Source organism: Chitinophaga terrae (ex Kim and Jung 2007) (genome assembly GCF_900107795.1).
Lineage (GTDB): Bacteria > Bacteroidota > Bacteroidia > Chitinophagales > Chitinophagaceae > Chitinophaga > Chitinophaga terrae.
On the sequence record NZ_FNRL01000001.1, the window covers coordinates 463754 to 482515 of the forward strand.

Genomic DNA, 18762 nt, shown 5'->3' on the forward strand with positions numbered 1-18762 from the left:
AGCCCTTTCCAATTGGTCTGAGTTTATTCTGTGACTATCTTCCTGATACAGTTGTTATTTTTATCTATCACGTAGGCCACCCCTTTTTTATCAATAGCCACGCCGTTAGGACTGCTAAATGCCGCGGCTTCTCCCGTACCCTCTGTGTAACCCGCAGCGCCGCTGCCCGCCAGGGTTTTCACTATCCAGGTATTTGCCTCAATAAAACGGATACTCTGATCAGGGTTGCTGGTACTGCCATTCCAGGTACCGTTGCCGGCCACGTATATATTACCGTCGTTATCTACCCCCAGGCCCCATGGGCTGGCAAACTTCGCCGACGCGCCCGGACCGTTAACATACCCTGCACTTCCATCCTGCCCCGCGATGATAGATTTTTCGTAGGTATCTGCTTTGAAACGGGCAATTACGTTACTGCCGTTACAAGCCACATAAATATTCCCTGCTTTGTCAATACCGATACCTGCAGGCCAGGAAAGATCCGAAATCACATCCGTTTGTTGCCCGTCTTTCACTCTCCAGACCTTTCCGCCATCAACAGATGTATAATAAAGATCGTTGTTCCTTTTATCTACTGCTACCTCCCATGGCGGCTGCTGCGCCCAGGCCAGCACGGTAGCCATGCCATCCGGAGTGATTTTCCGGACGTCATAATTCACCGGGTCAACGGTATAGATATTTCCGTCTTTTCCTACCGCTAATCCATATGGCAGGTTAAAACGTGCAGCGGCGCCTTTACCTTCTGCAAAGCCGCTGTTACCAGGACTTCCGGCAAGCACGGATACCATGCCTGTGGTGTCGATTTTCCTGATGCAGGCATTTCCCGGATCTGCTACGTATACGTTTCCATCGTCATCCACATCTATACCCATACTACGGTACCATTCCTGCCCGTTGAAGCTGAACATGGCATCTTTTCCCACACCGTTGGCAAAACCTGCTTTTCCGTTACCTGCATAGGTAGTTACCTTGCTGGTAAAAATATAATTGAAATCGGAGCTGCTTACCACGCTGTCTTTCCCGATCTTCACCACCAGCTTTCCTGATCCGCATTTACGCGGCACCAGCGCCATGATCTGTTTAGTGTTGGCGTTAACGATGGCGCAACGGTTACCGTTAATGGTAACGATGATCTCTGAAGTATCTGAAGAGAAATTGTCGCCGGTAATGAGCACCTCTGTTGCCAGCCCTCCTACCGTTGGCGTATAATCGCTGATCGTCATCGGTTGCCCTGGAGCATGCGTCAGGTCTTTGTCTTTGCTGCATCCAGCTAAAACAGCAGCAGCGGCGATACCAATGAAAATATATGAATAAAGTGATCTGGTCATTGTAGTAAATTGAATGAACATTGAAAATTATTACCAGCCCGGGTTTTGCACCAATGAACGATCCCTTTCTATATCCTGCTGCTGGATAGGGAACAGGTACATCCTGTCGTTCCAGAACCTTTTCTGGAATAACGTTCTCTTGTAGAAGTCGGTGAATGCGAAGCCCAGACCATTATCGTTGGCATACACGTTCATACCGTAGATCGTTTGGTTTTCCGGTTTGCCCAGCAACTGCCGGCGGATCAATGTATAGAACCTGTCGCCCTCAAAGCAGAGTTCTACCTGCCTTTCGCGAAGGATATGCGTTCTCATTTTATCCTGGTTTCCGACAGCGTCGGGGTATACGGTTTCAATACCAGGAAGACCGGCACGGGTGCGGATCTTGTTCAGGTATAGCACGATATCAGGATTACCGGGATCGTATTCGTTCAACGCTTCAGCATAATCGAGGATAATTTCTGCATAACGGAGCAGGATATACGGACTTTTATACGAGCCGGCGTTCATAGCTCTCAGGTTATCGTCAGGGCTCACATACTTAGCTGGCAAATAACCTGTAAGGTCTTTGTTGCTGACGCTTTTCTGTCCTGATTTCCCGCTATAGTAAAATTCCTGTCTGCCACGCCCGTCGATGTTGGCATCAGAAGAATAATAGTTCTTGTCATCTACCGTTACCGCAGGGATCACCGGGCGGCCGTTGTAGCAGATATTGGCATAGAAACGCGGTTCGCGGTTGGCGTACATGCTCCAGTCGCCTTTCTTTTGCTCCCAGTAATTTTCACCATCCGCATTTACAAAACCTGTTTCCTTGTATTGAGAAGTATTGTCGGTGATCTCTTTACCATCTTTCATCCTGAAAGCGTCTACCAGGTTCTGGGTAGCATTGTACATATTATAACCCGCCGGACCGGGAGAAGAGCAGATCACCCAACTCCACCAGCTCCAGTTCATAGACCCAATAATGATTTCATCGCTCCACGACACCAGGAACAGGTCGCGTACCGACTTGTACGGATCGAAACTGGTTCCCCCGTTATCCAGGTTTGTGAAAAGTTTGTAATACCCTGAATCGATCACCGCTTTTGCCCTGGCAGCCGCTATGCGCCATTTGTTCTGGTCATAAGTTGCTGGAGCAAGCGGGGTACCATCCAGGTTTTTGAAATTGGCAAAACGCGGGTTGCCATTCCACAAAGGGCTGGCAGCGAGTTGCGCTACCTTGGCCTTTACAGCCAGGCAAGCTCCTCTCGTGGCCCTTCCGTTATTATTTGAACTGCTCCACACAAAAGGCAAACCGGTTGCAGCTTTGTCCATCATTTCGTTAATGAATGCTACACACTCATCGAACGTGGCGCGTGGAAACTTGTTGTAATCTTCGTCCTGGCTCAGCACTTCCGTTACTTTAACAAACGGGCCGTATTGGCGCAAGAGCATCCAGTAAAAATATCCTCTCAGGAAAATAGCTTCTGCCTTATACTGGCGTTTCAGGTCATCGCTCAACTGCTCCGGAGGCACTTTGTCTATATTTTGCTCGAAGATGTAGGATTTGCGGATAGCTGAATAATAGCCGCCCCAGTTGTAATACGACCAGTCGTTGGCGCTCCAGTTGCCGCCCACCATGTAACGGACAGTGGTTGTAGGAATAGCGCAGGAAATCTCATCCGACATCCCAATATTGGCATAGTCGCCACCTGCCTGGCGGGATGAATAAATATTGGCCAGGTAACTTTCTGCGTTATTCCTTGTCTTCCAGATCTGCTCGTCTGTCAGCAGGTTATCCGGCTTTTTATCGAGGTACTTGGTACAGGAGCTTAACCCGATACCAAGCAGGAAAAAGCATATATATTTCAATTGAAATCTGAACATCATAAAACTCCTTTTAAGCGTTAAAACTGGGCTCTGAGGCCTAACGTAACTGTTTTAGGGTAAGGATACTTGGCTGCGTTATTTCCTAATTCAGGATCCCACAGTTTAAACTTCGAGAAAGTAAGCATATTGGTAGCGCCGGCATATACCTGCAGGTTGCTGATACCTTTACGCTTCATATATGCAGTAATGATAGAATAGCTGAGTGTTGCCTGGCGGAGGCGCATAAAACTGCCATCCCTGATCCACCAGCTGCTGTTCACGTAGTTATTATCGCTGGTGCTGGCAATAGTGATCCGCGGGTAATGTACATCCTGGCTTGGATTGTCGGGTGTCCAGCGGTTTAATACATCGCTGATTATACCGGCCGGGAACTGGCCCATACCGGCAAACGGGACAACGCCCACACCTGCTGCGCCATAGTCGCTGAAACTGATATCGCTTCCGTTGGCCATGATCGCCACATCAGCCACACCAGCAAAAACAGCAGAGAGTTCAAATTTTTTGTAACCCAGGTTAAATCCAAATCCATACGACCATTTAGGCCAGGCACCTTTGCCCAGGTAAGTCTGGTCGCTGCCATCCACCCTGCCATCACCGTTCAGGTCTGCATACTTGATATCGCCCGGGTGTACGGTGCGGATCTGCGTCGGGCTTTTGTCCACATCGTCCTGGCTTACAAAAAGACCCAGGCTTTTATAGCCATACAGTTCCCCAAACATATGCCCTTCATACTGCTGGTAGGGATAAATAGCCTTTGGTCGATCTGCGTAGATGATCCGGTTCTTTGCATAGGTAACGTTACCGAATATACGGAGCGAAATATCTTTTCCTATCTGGTCTGTGTACTCAATGCTTCCATCAATTCCCTGGTTATTCATTTCCCCGATATTGCCAAAGATCTCCAGGTCCGAATACCCGCCTATCGGAGAAATGGATCTGCGAGCAACCAGGATGGCAGAACGTTTGTCTTTGAACGCGTCTACAATCAAAGTGAATTTGTTCAGCAAGCCGATCTCCAGACCGATGTCTGTTTTAGCTGATTTTTCCCAGGTCAGGTTTTCAGTTCCGATAACACTGGTAGCGATACCACCTGTGTAAACAGGCTGACCACCGCTGCCGAATGACTGCCCGCCGGCTCCGGAGTAATAGGTCAGGTAACCAAACCTGTTGGAGTTTATCTGGTCGTTACCTGTCATACCATAAGAAGCGCGGAGCTTTAACAGGGTCACTACTTTACTGATCGGATCAAAGAAAGATTCTTTAGAGATCACATAACCTACAGAAGCCGCAGGGAAGTACCCCCAGCGTTTACCAGGCGCGAAATTCTCTGAGCCGGTAGCTCCCATATTTAATTCGGCCAGGTATTTATCCATGTAAGAATAAGTTACCCTAGCGGCCGCACTCTGGTTCCTGAATGGAATAGATGACTTAAGGTCGCCTGCCGATCCAATCATCCTGTTCCTCATACTACCTACAAGGAGGCCGCCGATATTATGTTTTCCAAAACTCCTCTCATAAGTCAGGTTACCTTCCAGGTACATCATGCGTTCGCCGGAAGAAGAATAGGAATAACCCAGGTAGGTATCTCCACGTCTTACCAGTTCATAGTTCAGGCTACCATCAACGTTCCTGTCGATAGCCCTGTACAGATCATTCAACCCGGATCTGCGGTTATTGAATTCACTATAGGTATCAAAAGAGAAACGGGCATTGGCGCTTAAGCCTTCTGTAATGGCGTCCAGTTTCTGGTTAAGGGAGAGCACAGACTGGATAGAGGGTTTAAACTCCATGCTGTAGCCCGAGTTCTGCACCATATTGAATGGGTTATTACCGCCATTGTTGGCAGGTCCGGCCCATTTATCACCCGGGTATTTAACCGGGAAAGCAATAGGATTGGCTGAATAGGTTGCATACCAGATACCTCCTGCAGGGTAGCCGGGATAGCGGCTGTTCACCAGCATGGAGGCGAGGTTGAGCGATAGTACGGTTGTTTTGGTTATGTTCAGATCTACATTGCTCCTGAAATCGTAACGTTTGAAGTTCAGGTTGGGATAGTAATCATTCAGTTTCTTTACGTTGTATTGCCCGTCCTGGTTATAGAAAGACATAGACACATAATAACGCATTGCTTCGCCACCGCCGCTTACATTTACGTTGGCATTGGTCATGGAAGCCCAGTCTTTGTATACGGTTTTGATCCAGTTTACATTGGGGTACAGGTAAGGATCAAGGCCGCTCGCTGTTTTCTTTATTATTTCGTCGGTGTATATAGGGTTATTGCCATCGTTGGTCCGGGCTTCATTATATAATTTCATATAGTTTACGCCGTCCAGCATTTCAGGCATCCGGGTAAGCCCGCTGAAACCGGTTTCGGCTTTAGCGCCTACTTTAGGTTTACCGGCTACGCCCCGTTTGGTAGTGATGATCAATACGCCGTTGGCGCCTTTAGCGCCGTACACTGCTGTAGCGGAGGCGTCTTTCAGCAGGGAAATGCTCTGGATGTCTTCCGGGTCAATATTATTGAAAGCCCCGCCGTAGGTACTGTTCACATCATCGCGCTGCACACCGTCTACAATGATGAGGGGCGAAGTGCTGCCAACGAAAGTACCGATACCACGGATGGTAAAACTGGGAGCGTCGTATCCCGGTTCTCCGCCCCCGCTCTGCATGGAGATCACGCCAGCCACTTTTCCTACCAGGGCGTTCGTGAGAGAGGGAATGGGCGTTTTCATATCAGCCATATTAACTGTAGAAACAGCGCCAGTCACTGTTACTTTCTTCTGGTTCCCGAAACCTACTACCACTACTTCATTCAGTTTATCTACCTTGGCAGTTAACGTTACTTTCAGCGTTTTCTGGCTTACTACTTTCACTTCCTCAGGGTTCATGCCTATCATACCTACTTTAATGACATCATCTTTATTGGCTTTGATAGAAAATACTCCCATTACATCCGTAACCGTACCCTGTTTGCCGTTACTGAGAGAAACAGTAGCGCCGGGTAAAGGGTTACCATCTGGGTCCATCACCATACCTCTTACCAGCCAGGTTTCCTGGGCCGGGGCGGCAGCGTCGGGAAGTTTGCCTGTTTCCGGCGGCGCTGTTGCTTTTTTGTCGAGAACGATACGGTTACGTTGCAGTACGTAGTTGATGTTCCTTTCTTTGAAGATGTAATCCAGTACGTCGTTCAGTTGTGCTTTCTGGAAATTCAGCGTTATTTTTTCCCCATCGTTCAAAAGCTGGTTATTATAAACCAGGGTAAGGCCGGTTTGTTTTTTGATGGCCCTGAAAATTTGCAGCAGTGAAACGTCGTTACCTGTAATAGTAACAATAGATTGCAGGGAAGGCGTGTTATTCTGTGCAGCAACCGGAACGGCTGTCCATATACTACATAGCAATAGCAGTATCGCTATCCCTGGCCGATAGCGCATAGTTTTTCTCATTCGGGAATTATTACAAGTTAATTATGATGGCGTCGCAAAGGGTATATAACCTGTGCTTTCAGAATAACTACAATGAAATAATCTAAACGGGTGACATCAACGGAAAAATTTTTACAGGTGAACCTGTACTTCGTTGTTTTTTACTGTGAAATTCAGTTTGGCCGTTGTTTTCAGGTCAGATAAGAAATCTTCCAGTCTCTTCCTGTCCATCAACCCTGTCACGGTTTGACTGGCTGGCAAATCCTCCACCGCCGTAAACCTGATGCCGTAAAAGCGGCTGGCTTCTTCCAGCAGGGCTGCCAGGTTTTTGCTGTGGTAATAATAGATATCATCTTTCCAACTGAGTACTTCCTCTGGATCAAACCTGGAAGTAGAAAAACCTTCGCCATTAGTATAGTCGGCCTGGATGCCCGGCTTTAGTTCTTCCAGTTGTCCTTTCCTGTTATCCGTGATCACCTTTCCATCTACCAGCGCGGTTTTCACCTTGTTGGGCTGGTAAGTATTTACATTGAAAGAAGTGCCTAAAACCTGGATGGCGGTAAGAGGAGTGTTTACAATGAAAGGATGCCTGGCGTCGGCGGCTATCCTGAAATAGGCTTCTCCTTCAACAAATACTTCTCTTTTACCGGTAAAATGAAACGGGAAACGAAGCCTTGTGGAAGCGTTCAGCCATACTTCGGAACCGTCGGACAAGCGGATATGATAGGTTTGGCCGGCGGGTACAGATAAGGTGTTAAGGCTGGTATCCAGGGAAGCGTATTGCATGCTTCCCTTAGCGGCGTTAATAGTAGCGTTCTTAAGGGCAATAGTGTGTTGCCCGCTGTCGTCGGCCAGTTGAATGGTAGCGCCGTTACTTTCCAGTTGTACTGCTTTGTGGGTAACGAGGCTGGCAACGGGTATACTTTTTTCTTTCGGCGGTTGATGCAAAAACCAGTATCCGCCAACTGATAGCAGTAATAGCACTGCGGCGGCGGCCAGCAATTTGTATACCTGGAAATTAGTTTTCCGTTTGAATTTAATTCGCTGTAGCACGGCGGCAGAATCGATCCGCTGCAGGTAGGCGCTGGCGCCGAGGGCCTCTGCCTCCTGTTTCAGCAGCTCCCATTGCTGCCTGAAGCGCTCGTCGGTTTCCAGGCGCTGTTCCAGCTCCCGGGTTTCATCGACGGTTAGCACCCCGGTAAGATATTGTATATATAGTTCCTGTATAGATGACTGTTCCATGATTTGCTGCTTAATACTCCTTACTTACAAATGTCAAACGCAGGACTTTCAGTCCTCTTTTTAAATGAGTTTTGAAGGAGTTAATACTGATACCCATTTCATCTGCTGCTTCCTGGTAACGCTTTCCCTGGATGTACACCATTTGAATGGCTGATTTTTTCTGTGTAGCCATATCGTCTATGGCTGCCAGAACCTGTTTGTAATAATCGGGACTTCCTTCCTGGGAAGGCAAACAGGCATCGTCCTGCAATTGGGTAAATGCGTGTTTATGTCCCATTTCACTTTTCCGTTTTTTCAAAAAAGTCAGGCAGCGGTTACGTACCGACTGGAATAAATAGCCTTTTATTTCCCCGTTGAACTGGAGGTACAGCTTTTTATCCCAGATATCCATAAAAAAAGTCTGAACCAGGTCACTGGCTTCGTCCTCATCTTTCAGCAGCCAGAAGGCATTTAAACATAAGGGCCTGTGATACTTCAGAAATAGTTCGTCGTAAGCGTTGGCATCACCTTCCTTTAGACGTTGTACCAGTAGTGCATCTGAATAGTCCATGTAATAAAGAAAGCCTTAAAGTAAATTAATCATCTTACGTAATTCCATGACAGCATACTGAGTTGAGAGAAGTATTGCTTCTTCCATTGTTCACTTTATTGTATTGATTGCCTGGCATTTTGCTGCCATGATCTTGGTCGATTCTTTAAGTTAAGGTAAAAAGAAAATGGAAGAAATTGAAAAAAAAGAGAATAATTATTAATGGGGAGGAAGAGTGGGGTGAAGGACAATACTTGATAAATATTTGCAAAATGTTTCTCAGTTGTCAGGGGATCCTTTGAGAATCGCAAGTAGCCAACTGGATAACAAACAGATTTATAAGTGGATGTTAATTTTTTTCCGATATACTTCCTCAAGGTTGTTATAAGCGCCTTCCACATCGGGTATCCCGCTTGTCATAATTAAAATACTTTTTAACAAAGAGAGATGCAGATCTTCAACCGCTTTATCAGTTAGTATACGATTTACGAGGGTAATGTTATTTTGGGAAATGCACTCCTGTAAGAAGAGTATTAACTGCTTGTTTTTCTCTTTTAAAGAATCCCCTCCCGAAAAATAGCCAAAAAACACCCTTATAAAATCTATTTTTTCAATTCCGGTAGTTGCTGCCCGAAGGTTTTCAACCAATACAGGGCCAGACGACGCTTCTGCGAATTTCACACTAGGTTTAATCATTTTGATTCGATTATTTTTTTTTAATTATACATTATCCTGACCGTTTTAGAAGCCATCAGGCCCTAAGAAATAGCAGTATAGACACATGGATTAACAACTATGCCGGTAAGGCGTTAACAACTCATACAAATTTATCCATTAATACCAACGCTCCCAAAATTTAGGCATTAAAAAAATTTAACGCCGGAATTTACTTTGTAACAAAAAAGCCCCGGTAACATTACCGGAGCTTTCGTTTCACAGGGGTTTCAGTAGATAGTTATAATTTAAAAAAGATCTGTCTTTTATATAACCAGTAACAAAGCCCCCATTCAAGAGCCAATACTGTAAACGCTGAAATAAGACTGCCTAACTCCGTCGACCAACCTATTATACCCGTAAACCCTGTCACAAATATGGCAGTCGCCTTATTCACCCACTGGTGACCTACTGTTTCAAAAAACAGGTAGATGAAGATCGCATTCATTCCTACTACCGTGGCAATCCAGGCATACCTGCGCCGTTGCTTTACATCTACCAGCCAATACAGCAATGCCAGCAAAAGCATTACATAACCGCCGGACGCCAGTGTAAATGAAGCGGTAGCTATACGTTTGATAATAGGGGTTATTCCTGCAAAGTCCAACCCATACCCAAGCACTAAGCCAATTATTCCTGCAATAAGTAAAGTAGAGATTTTCCTGGAAGCGGAAAGATCGCTGATCAGCAACTTTCCCGCCAGCACGCCCCAGATAGTATGAGCGGCTGTAGGCACAAAATTGATGGTTACCCATCCGCCTGAATTGATCTTACCCATCAGCAACATATCCACCCAGGAACCAAAGTTATGCCCCTTCGTAAACAGTTCGTCATATCCCGGCAGCAAAATGAAACGATAAGCCAGATCGGTGGCCAGCAATAACAACAGGCTTACTGCCAGTTGAAACACATTGGAGCGGCGGATTATTAAGTAAGCGATAATGGTTGTTACAGACAATTGCGTCAGTACATTCCAAAGCTCCCAGACTAACCTGCCAGCATACACGCAATGTAAGGCCGTGCCAAAGATAAACAACTTTAAACAACGTAATGCAATATGTTTAAAGTTTTCTACCCAGCTTACGCCTTTTTTTGTCTTATAATAATAAGATATATACATCGCCGATCCCGCCATGGTCATAAACGCCGGCTGTACAAGGTCCCAGGCCCTTAACCCATTCCAGGGATGATGATGGAACTGCGCTGCGATCGCAGCAAAGATGCCGGTAGGATTCAGGTCATCGACCGAATCATATACCCGGGCCGCCTCGGCTGCCAGTAGTATCATGATCAGGCCCCGCATCACATCCAGCGACGCTAACCGTGTATTAGCATTGGTTGATAAATTCATTGTTCAGATTTATAGGGCTTAAAACTCCTTAAAATAATCGTTTTCCCTCAAAGAGGCAACAATTCCCTTTCTCATTCGGGCGCATGTACGCTGGCCCACCAACGCTTATCCGGGTACTCCGTCATCTCCAGCTCCAACACCCCTCCCTGCATCAGCTGCTGATGCGTAAAGAACGGCGCGTTGAGCACTTCCCCGTTTAACGTAGCTTTCCTGATATACTTATTAACAACCGAACAGTTCTTCGCAATAATTGTAAACTCTTTCCCCGATGGCAAGGCTATACTTACCTTGCTGAAAACCGGGCTGCCAATCGTATAAATAGGAATACCAGGCGTAACAGGGTAAAAGCCCATGGAAGAAAATACCACGAAAGCGCTCATCCCTCCCCCATCTTCATCTCCCGGTATCCCAAACACATTATCTTTAAACCAGAGATCCAGCAATTCCCTTACCCTTTTCTGCGTTTTCCATGCAGCGCCTACATAATTGTATAAATACGGGATATGGAAACCCGGCTCATTCCCCATCGAGAATTGTCCTACCAGCCCTGTAGCATCCGGGAACCGATGCCAGAATTCATACTTCGGCATCCCCAGTTCTGTGCGGAATAACTCATCCAGCCGCCGCTCAACCGCCTTTTCTCCATTCATCAGTTTTATCAACCCCGGTATGTCATGCTGCACCTGCCATAAATATGTCCAACCATTGTTTTCATCATAATATTCCCTGCCTCCCGGTCCTCCATCCAATGCCGGGTCTATTTCTATCCATGCCCCCTTCTCATCCTTCGGCATAAAAAATTTCTTCTCACTGTTCCAGAGATGCTGATAGTTCCTAGCCCGCTGGCTGAACAATGCGGCATCCCCCGGCTTCTTCAACGCTGCAGCCAGTTGCGCCAGCGCCCAGTCGTCATAACTGTGCCCCAACGTCACCGCTACCGCCTGGCGTTTTTCAAAGTCATGCACTTCTGCATGTGTCTCCGCTTCTCCCGGCGCCAGGGCAGGAAAATATCCGTGGGCATAGTAAAAACTGTCCAACGCCCCTGCCGGCCCATTCTTCCAGGGCAGCATAGTTGCCTGCAAAGCGTTCTTCTTCATGCCTTCATACGCCCGGTCCAGCGATCGGATCTTTAACCCTTTCCTGTAAGCATCCAGGAAAATAATGGTACTATGAAACCCATTCATGCAGGGATGATCTCCGTAGATCCTGGGGAATGTAGGCATCCAGCCGCTCTGCTCATACATCCGGACATACGACGCCAGCATCGCTTCTTCCTGCGCCGGGTTCAATATCATCCGCAGCGGATGCAGCGCCTGGTAAGTATCCCAGCAGGCGTCGTCTACATAGAACGGCTCATGGGTAACATTCACCTTTTTATTATAACCGCTGTAGTAAAGCGAATCTTCCGCGATATTCACCATCCTTGAATGACAACGGTACAAAGCTGTATAAAAAGACCTGCGTTGGGCAAGCGTCCCCCCTTCTACCCTGATCTGGTCTGTCACCTTCCGCCAGCACTCACGCCCGTGTTCACTGAAAGAATCGAATCCTTTATCATTAATTTCTTCATCAAATAAATGCCTTGCATTAGCCAGGCTTACGTAAGAAACAGCATATTTAAATGTAACGTCCGATGCGGCGCCATCAAACCTGATATACTGCAAGGTATCCGCTATGAGCCCCGTTACCGCGGCTGTGCTGAGCTGTCCGTAAAGGTATACAGGTACATCGTCGTGAAATAAGGTATAACCTGTGATCTGCTTACCATTTACCTGGTAACCATTGGATGCACAAATAAGATAATGCGTTGATTGTTTTGGAAATGAAAACCTGTACATCCCGGTTTTACGGCCGGGAGTGAATTCTACTGTAATACTATCGTCCAGCAACGTGGTTTTGTAATACCAGGGATGTATGATCTCAAGGTCGCGGTCGTAGGTTAATTTCTTTTTCCAGGTGTCGGGTTGCAATACTCCTATTGCAGGTTTCATCACAAACACTGTTCCCTGGTTATGCCCCACTACCTGAAGCGGGAAGCCGCTGATCTGGTCATCTGAATGGTCTCTCCGTATGGGGTACATCCTGATCATTTCATTAGGCAGCTGCATAACGGGGCGGGTAGGCTGCAACAACACAGCCATATTGCCGATGGTAGGATCGATATATTCTTCTGCGCCCTGTTTTTTCAGTCCTCCGCAGGCGCATAGAAATAACAATCCTGTTGCCAGAATAAATTTAAAAGGTAACTGCATAGGATAAAGAAGAATAAAACGGGCCTGCTGTTGCAGGCCCGGAGATTGTTGATTGTACCGTTATTTTTTCTTTCCCCATGTTACAGTTGCCATTACCGGGAAATGGTCTGATGGCACACGGGCTACATATTTGGAGAGCGATACTTCCTTAGGGAAATTAGCGCTGTTCTCTTTCTCTGTCGCTTCTCTTTCGCTGCGATAAGTATCTGTAAGGATACCATAACGGGTTACACTGAATTGTTTGGTCAGGAAAATATGATCGATACGGCTGTTGGTCTTGCTGTCTGTTTTAAACGCATTGAATGTACCATTCAGCGCATAACGGAAAGGACTCAGCTCATACGCATCTTTCAGCACGCCCGATTGTTCCAGCACGGCGTAGGAAGGACTGGTCTGATCCACGTTGAAATCTCCTGTCAGGATAACCGGCTGGTTATGGGTCATCTCTTTGATCTTCGCGAGGATGAGTTTAGCGCTCTCTGAACGTGCTGTTACGCCAACATGATCCATGTGTAAATTAAAGAAGAAGAATTTCAGACCTGTTTTTTTATCCTGGAACTGCCCCCATGAGCAGATCCTTGGTAACACAGCATCCCAGCCTTTGTTAGGTTTAGTGGTTTCTGTGGATAACCAGAAATCGCCTTTGTTCAGCAATTTGAACCTGTCTTTTTTGTAGAAGATGGCGGAGTATTCGCCTGCCTCTTTTCCATCGTCGCGGCCCACGCCGATATAATCGTAGTTGGGCATGCTGCCTTTCAGATCTTCCAGCTGGTGATGCAGGCATTCCTGCGTACCGAAAATATCGAAGTCGTGGAACTGCACCAATTGCGCTATCACCGGGTAACGCTGTTTCCAGCCGTTACCTTGCCGCGCATCGTCTTTATTATTGTCGTTGCGCATGTTGTAAGTAGCCACATTCATTTGCTGTGCAAAAAGACATTGTACACTGCATACCAGGGCAAGTGCCAGTAAAATGAACTGTTTCTTCATCTCTATCATTATTGGTTATTTGTTTTCCCAACCTTTGTTCTGAACAAGATTCGGATTTAACTGCATTTCGTTGTACGGGATCGGGTACAGGTATTTGTAATCTCCCCATTCTCTCTGCACATTATCCAACCATTTCACTTCTCCGTAAGTGCCGTGTGAAAGTTGCTGAGGATTCACCGAATTACCCAACTTAGGATTCACGTTCACATAAGTTACGCCAGGGATCTGGTTGGCAGGCAGATTATAATAGAAGCATACATCCGGCACGCCGTCTCCTGTCAGATCCATTGGTACATCCAATGCGGGCACGTAAATACCGTTCCATGACTGCAGCATTAACTCTCCGTGTTTCCATCTGATCAGATCAGTGAAACGATGACCTTCCAGCGCCAGCTCAATACCTCTTTCTCTCCTGATCTCCATGATCACCGGGTCAGTAATATCCGGGAAATATTTATCATGCATGTAGGTATCCAATACGGTTGGCTTGGCTGTAAGACCGCCTGTAATACCGGCGCGGGAGCGTAAAGCGCCAATGGTATTACTCCAGTCGGCATCTGAAAGATCGTTCAGTTCCGCTTTTGCTTCTGCATAGATAAGCAAAATTTCTGCATATCTCATTAAGCAGATGGAATTATTATTGGTACCGCCGCCATCGTATACCACGTCGTCCAGCGTCCATTTAATAGGCATATAACCGGTATATGAATAGGTAAAGGTAGATGATGGCGCTACTGTTTTACCATTATTGATACGGGTATAGCCGGGCGTACGGATAGTTTGTTTTAAACGCAGATCACGGTTCTGTGTTTCCTTTACAAACGGCAGGGTATCGTACCTGTCTGTATTTGTAAACGGCGTTCCGTCGATGTTCAGGTAAGTGTTTACAAAAGTCCTGGAGAAACTTAACCTCAAACCATACGTAGTACTGGTATACCACCAGTTGGCATCGTTCAGCGCGCCCAGGCTCGGATCTGCAACACAGGCCAGCATTACCTCCGAGGTAACAGGCTTGGGACTGATGAATAACTGGCGGTAAGATGCGGATGTTCCTCCGTTCTGGTTCAACGAAAACACTTTGCTGTCCATTACTGCTTTAGCCGCAGCCGCCGCATTTCTTAACATGCTGTCGGCGCCCGCCTGCAGGTTGTACGATTTCTGGTACTTCCTGAATGTTCCTTCAAACAAACATACTCTTGCCAGTAAACCGTACGCCACGTACTTTGTAACCTGGCTGGCAGTTGCATCTGTTGTCATCTGCAGGTTGGCCGTTGCATAGTTCAGGTCTGCGATGATAGAATCCATTACCTGCGTACGGGGAGTTTGTTTCTTATACAACTCTTCATCATTAATCCCCAATGGTTTTCCAACCCAGGGTACATCTCCGTATCTTTTTACTTTTTCAAAATAGAAATACGCACGGAAGAAGCGGGCCAGCGCCTGGTAATTGTTGCGCGTAGCTTCAGGCACCTTTGGATCATTATTATTAGCGATAAAGTAATTGATATTGCGCAGTACTTTCCAATCCCATCCTGTAGCGGTCCGGGAGTTATATCCATTCACGCGGATAAAGTCATTCACCGAGTTGATAACTGCATAATCCGCCAGCCCGTCGGTTCTGAACGGGTCGCCGATTCCCGGCAATCCATCATAAAAAGAGTAGGAATATAATTTCAAACCGTCTACTGTTCCGAAGATCGCATCTTTGGTAGCAGTGGACTGAGGAGTTTGATCAAGGTTCTTGGTGCAACTGGTGAAGAACACAGACAGTAATGCTATTCCTGCCACCCAGTTCCGGGAAATATATTGTTTCAATTTGAATACTTTCATGACTAATATGATTTATCAGAGGGTGATGTTCAATCCAACGTTCCAGCTTTTCAGGATCGGGTAGTTGTTACCGTTACCCGAGTTGCCGCTATCTGTAATGGTATCTGACCTGCGGATGCTTTCCGGATCGAGATCCCTGGTAATACGGTACATTGGCGACCATGACCAGATGTTCTCTGCTGAAACATACACCCTGGCTGCGTTGATCTTAGCTCTTGAAATCCATGATTTAGGAATATTGTAACCTATCTGCACATTACGCAGGCGGATATATGCAGCGTTCTGTAAATATTTGGATTGAGGCGGGTTCAGTACACCGGCGCCGTTCTGTGCTGTATAACCGCGGTATCTCGGGAAATAGGCGTCGGGATTGTCTTCTGACCAGATCTTTCCAACCTGTGATTGTGGCATATAGTTATAAGGCCTGTTGTACTGTCCCCAGAATACATCCGATTCACTGCCAGGCCACCAGTCCTGTTTCATCACTCCCTGGAAGAATACTCCTACAAAGAAATTGTTCCAGTCGGCGTTCAGGGAGATGCCGAAAGTATAGTGCTGGGCGCTGTCGCCGATGATGGCCAGGTCGCCATGATCTGCCAGGGTATTGGCTCCCTTGTTGATCACGCTGTCGCCGTTCAGATCTTTGAACTTGATGTCGCCCGGCAACCATTGACCGCTATTGGATGCTTTGAACAACGACTGCATTTTGGAGGCATAGGCTACGTTGTCTTTAGTCCAGTATCCGTCGTTTACATAACCCCAGATCTGGCCATAGCGTTGACCTGCATACCAGTCGGTCAGCTTGTTGTTGGTGTTGTTATACTTCGTGATAGTGGTACGGGCATCCGCCAGTGTTACTGTTACGTTATAGTTTAAGGGTTTGGAAGCGACGTTAAACTTGTCTTTCCAGCCGAGGGAGATCTCCCATCCGTTGGTTTTCAGGTCCGCGTAGTTTCCTTTAGGAACATCGGTACCGAAGATGGCAGGAAGGGTCTGGCCTACGGTGAACATGTTCTTGGTAACACGGTTGTAATAATCTCCCGTAAACGTGATGCGATCGTTCAGCGCTGCGAGGTCCAGGCCTATATCGGCAGTGGTAGCGGTTTCCCAGGTTAGTCCGTCGGGCAATACCACCGGTTGGCCGGTTTGCTGGTTCTTAGCCCCGTTGATAACGCGGCCGCTCTGCGAGATCTTTAGTTTTTCCTGGTACGCATAAGACTCGATGTTCCCGTTACCCAGCGAACCGTAAGAACCGCGGATCTTCAGGTCGGAGATCGCATTTGGCGACATTTTCCAGAAGGCTTCTTTATTCACTCTCCAACCTGCGGATACAGAAGGGAAGAATGCATAACGTTGGTTGGAAGGGAATTTGGAAGACCCGTCGTAACGGCCGTTCACTTCCAGCAGGTAACGATCTTTAAAAGAATAGTTCAGGCGGAAGAATTCTCCCATCACCGCCCATCTGTCGTAACCGCCATCGGTAGTGACGTTAGATCCCAGGGCCAGGCTCAGGTCTTTTGCATCCGGGTATACCAGCCCGTTGCGGGTTGTGGAAAAGCCTTTGAAAGTTGACATCTCGTAGTTCAAACCTCCCAGTATCTTGAAGTAGTGCCCTCCTTCCAGGTTCCTCTCATATTCAGCATAAATATTGGTAGCCGTATATAATGTTGTATTTGCTACGCGCTGAAGATCGTTGGTTGCAGCTCCCACGTAATTGGTAACACCCGGGGCAGGACTGTAAGGAACCGGCACCCTGATCCTCCTGTTATTGTCGTTGGTGTTTTGTACGGTGAAGTCGCCTTTCAGTCTTACCTGGTCTTTATAGATATTCGCAATAAAACCGGTGGTATTTCTGAATAATCTCCTGTTGAAATCAAACCCGTTCTTGCCGTATACAAAGTCGCCCACCGTATAGGCTGCCGATTGGGTAAGCGTTCCATCGGGGTTGAACAGCATGGAAGAAGGGTGCCCCTCATCTGCCAGGTTCCTCCAGATGCCGCCACCCTCGCCGGTGTTCAGCGGGTTATGGTAATCGCGGCTGCTGAATTCTGTATTATTATATACCTGTAAGAATGGGAATAACTGGATATTACCTTTAGCGCGGAGGTTATACATCCTGTAATCGTCGCTGTTATAACGGAATAGACCTCCCTGGCCGTAATACCTGCCTGTTACGTAGTAACTGGCTTTGCCGCTGCTGCCGGACACGGAGATGTTCTGATCCGTAGCTCCCAGGTGTTTTTTATATAAGAGGTCGTACCAATCGGTATTTCCATAATACACGTAGTTGCCGTTGATCAATTCTGTTTTAGGCAGGCTCGGATCATCGTTATGCGCTTTCATCGCATTCAGGTAATCGAGGCTGAAAGGTTGTGTTTTATTGATGTTGGTAGGATTCTGTGAATAATCGTTCCAGGCTGTCCATGCTTCATAGAAATTCTTAACATATTCATAGCCGTTAGAAACCATGTTTGGCACAGTGGTGGGCGACTTGGATGAATAATTGGAAGAAACGCTGATGGATGTCCTGTCTTTTGTTGGTGTTTTGGTAGTGATCAACACCACGCCAAACGCCGCCCTTGCACCGTAGATAGCAGCGGAGGAAGCGTCTTTCAGCACGCTCACGCTGGCAACGTCGGAAGGGTTCAGCATAGAAGGATCGCCTTCTACTCCATCGATGAGGATCAGGGCATTACCTCCCTGGCCAATAGATGTTACACCTCTTACATTATAGGCAGGTGAAGAAATAGGTTTGCCATCGCCGGGAATGAGGTTGAGGTTAGGGATCACGCCTTGCAGGCCCTGGCTGAGGTTGGGCAAAGGCCTGTTTTCGAGCACTTTCCCGGTTACCTGGCTAACGGCGCCGGTTAAGTTTACTTTTTTCTGCGTACCATAACCTACCACTACGAGGTCGTTCAGGCTGGTCACATTATCTTTTAATATCACCTGGAAACTGGTACGGTTGCCAACAGCTACTGTGTCGTTCTTAAAACCGATAAAACTAAAAATTAACCAGTCGTTAGCTCCTGCATTAAGCGTAAAATTTCCCTTTGTATCTGTACTGGTTCCGGAAGATGTTCCCCGGATCTTTACCGAAACACCTGGCAAAGGCTGCCCGTGTTCGTCGCTAACCTTTCCGTTAACGGTGTGCGACTGTGCCGCGCCTTGTACAACAATGCCCAGCAACAGTAAAGTGTGTAACCATCTTTTCATGGCGATAGTTTGTTTTAGTCAGGAA

Annotated in this window: 11 protein-coding genes; all 11 read right to left on the bottom strand. The window is 47.0% G+C overall.

Going from position 1 to position 18762, the window contains the following annotated elements:
* Positions 1–23 precede the first annotated feature (23 nt).
* On the bottom strand, positions 24–1328 hold the full coding sequence (locus BLV62_RS01805; RefSeq protein ID WP_089758053.1) for an NHL domain-containing protein: 1305 nt from the start codon (positions 1326–1328) through the stop codon (positions 24–26).
* 30 nt (positions 1329–1358) lie between these two features.
* The gene (locus BLV62_RS01810; RefSeq protein ID WP_225889564.1) at positions 1359–3194 is read right to left on the bottom strand and encodes a RagB/SusD family nutrient uptake outer membrane protein; all 1836 of its coding nucleotides are present in this window, start codon (positions 3192–3194) and stop codon (positions 1359–1361) included.
* Positions 3195–3211: 17 nt separating this feature from the next.
* Positions 3212–6637 carry a TonB-dependent receptor gene (locus BLV62_RS01815; protein ID WP_089758058.1) on the bottom strand — a complete coding sequence of 1142 codons (3426 nt, stop codon included), beginning with the start codon at positions 6635–6637 and terminating at the stop codon, positions 3212–3214.
* Between the two features lie 111 nt (positions 6638–6748).
* Positions 6749–7858 carry a FecR family protein gene (locus BLV62_RS01820; protein WP_089758060.1) on the bottom strand — a complete coding sequence of 370 codons (1110 nt, stop codon included), beginning with the start codon at positions 7856–7858 and terminating at the stop codon, positions 6749–6751.
* Between the two features lie 10 nt (positions 7859–7868).
* Positions 7869–8408, bottom strand: coding sequence for an RNA polymerase sigma factor (locus BLV62_RS01825; RefSeq protein WP_089758063.1), 540 nt, complete (start codon positions 8406–8408; stop codon positions 7869–7871).
* A 315-nt stretch (positions 8409–8723) separates the two neighbouring features.
* Entirely contained in the window at positions 8724–9083 is a 360-nt protein-coding gene (locus BLV62_RS01830; RefSeq protein ID WP_089758066.1) for a hypothetical protein, read from the bottom strand.
* A 259-nt stretch (positions 9084–9342) separates the two neighbouring features.
* Positions 9343–10452, bottom strand: coding sequence for an acyltransferase family protein (locus BLV62_RS01835; RefSeq protein WP_089758068.1), 1110 nt, complete (start codon positions 10450–10452; stop codon positions 9343–9345).
* A 71-nt stretch (positions 10453–10523) separates the two neighbouring features.
* A complete protein-coding gene (locus tag BLV62_RS01840; RefSeq protein WP_089758070.1) occupies positions 10524–12704 on the bottom strand; it encodes a GH92 family glycosyl hydrolase in 2181 nt (726 codons plus the stop codon).
* Between the two features lie 60 nt (positions 12705–12764).
* On the bottom strand, positions 12765–13694 hold the full coding sequence (locus BLV62_RS01845; protein ID WP_089758177.1) for an endonuclease/exonuclease/phosphatase family protein: 930 nt from the start codon (positions 13692–13694) through the stop codon (positions 12765–12767).
* A gap of 15 nt (positions 13695–13709) precedes the next feature.
* Positions 13710–15524 carry a RagB/SusD family nutrient uptake outer membrane protein gene (locus BLV62_RS01850; protein ID WP_089758072.1) on the bottom strand — a complete coding sequence of 605 codons (1815 nt, stop codon included), beginning with the start codon at positions 15522–15524 and terminating at the stop codon, positions 13710–13712.
* A gap of 15 nt (positions 15525–15539) precedes the next feature.
* Entirely contained in the window at positions 15540–18737 is a 3198-nt protein-coding gene (locus BLV62_RS01855) for a SusC/RagA family TonB-linked outer membrane protein (RefSeq protein WP_089758074.1), read from the bottom strand.
* Positions 18738–18762: the final 25 nt, after the last annotated feature.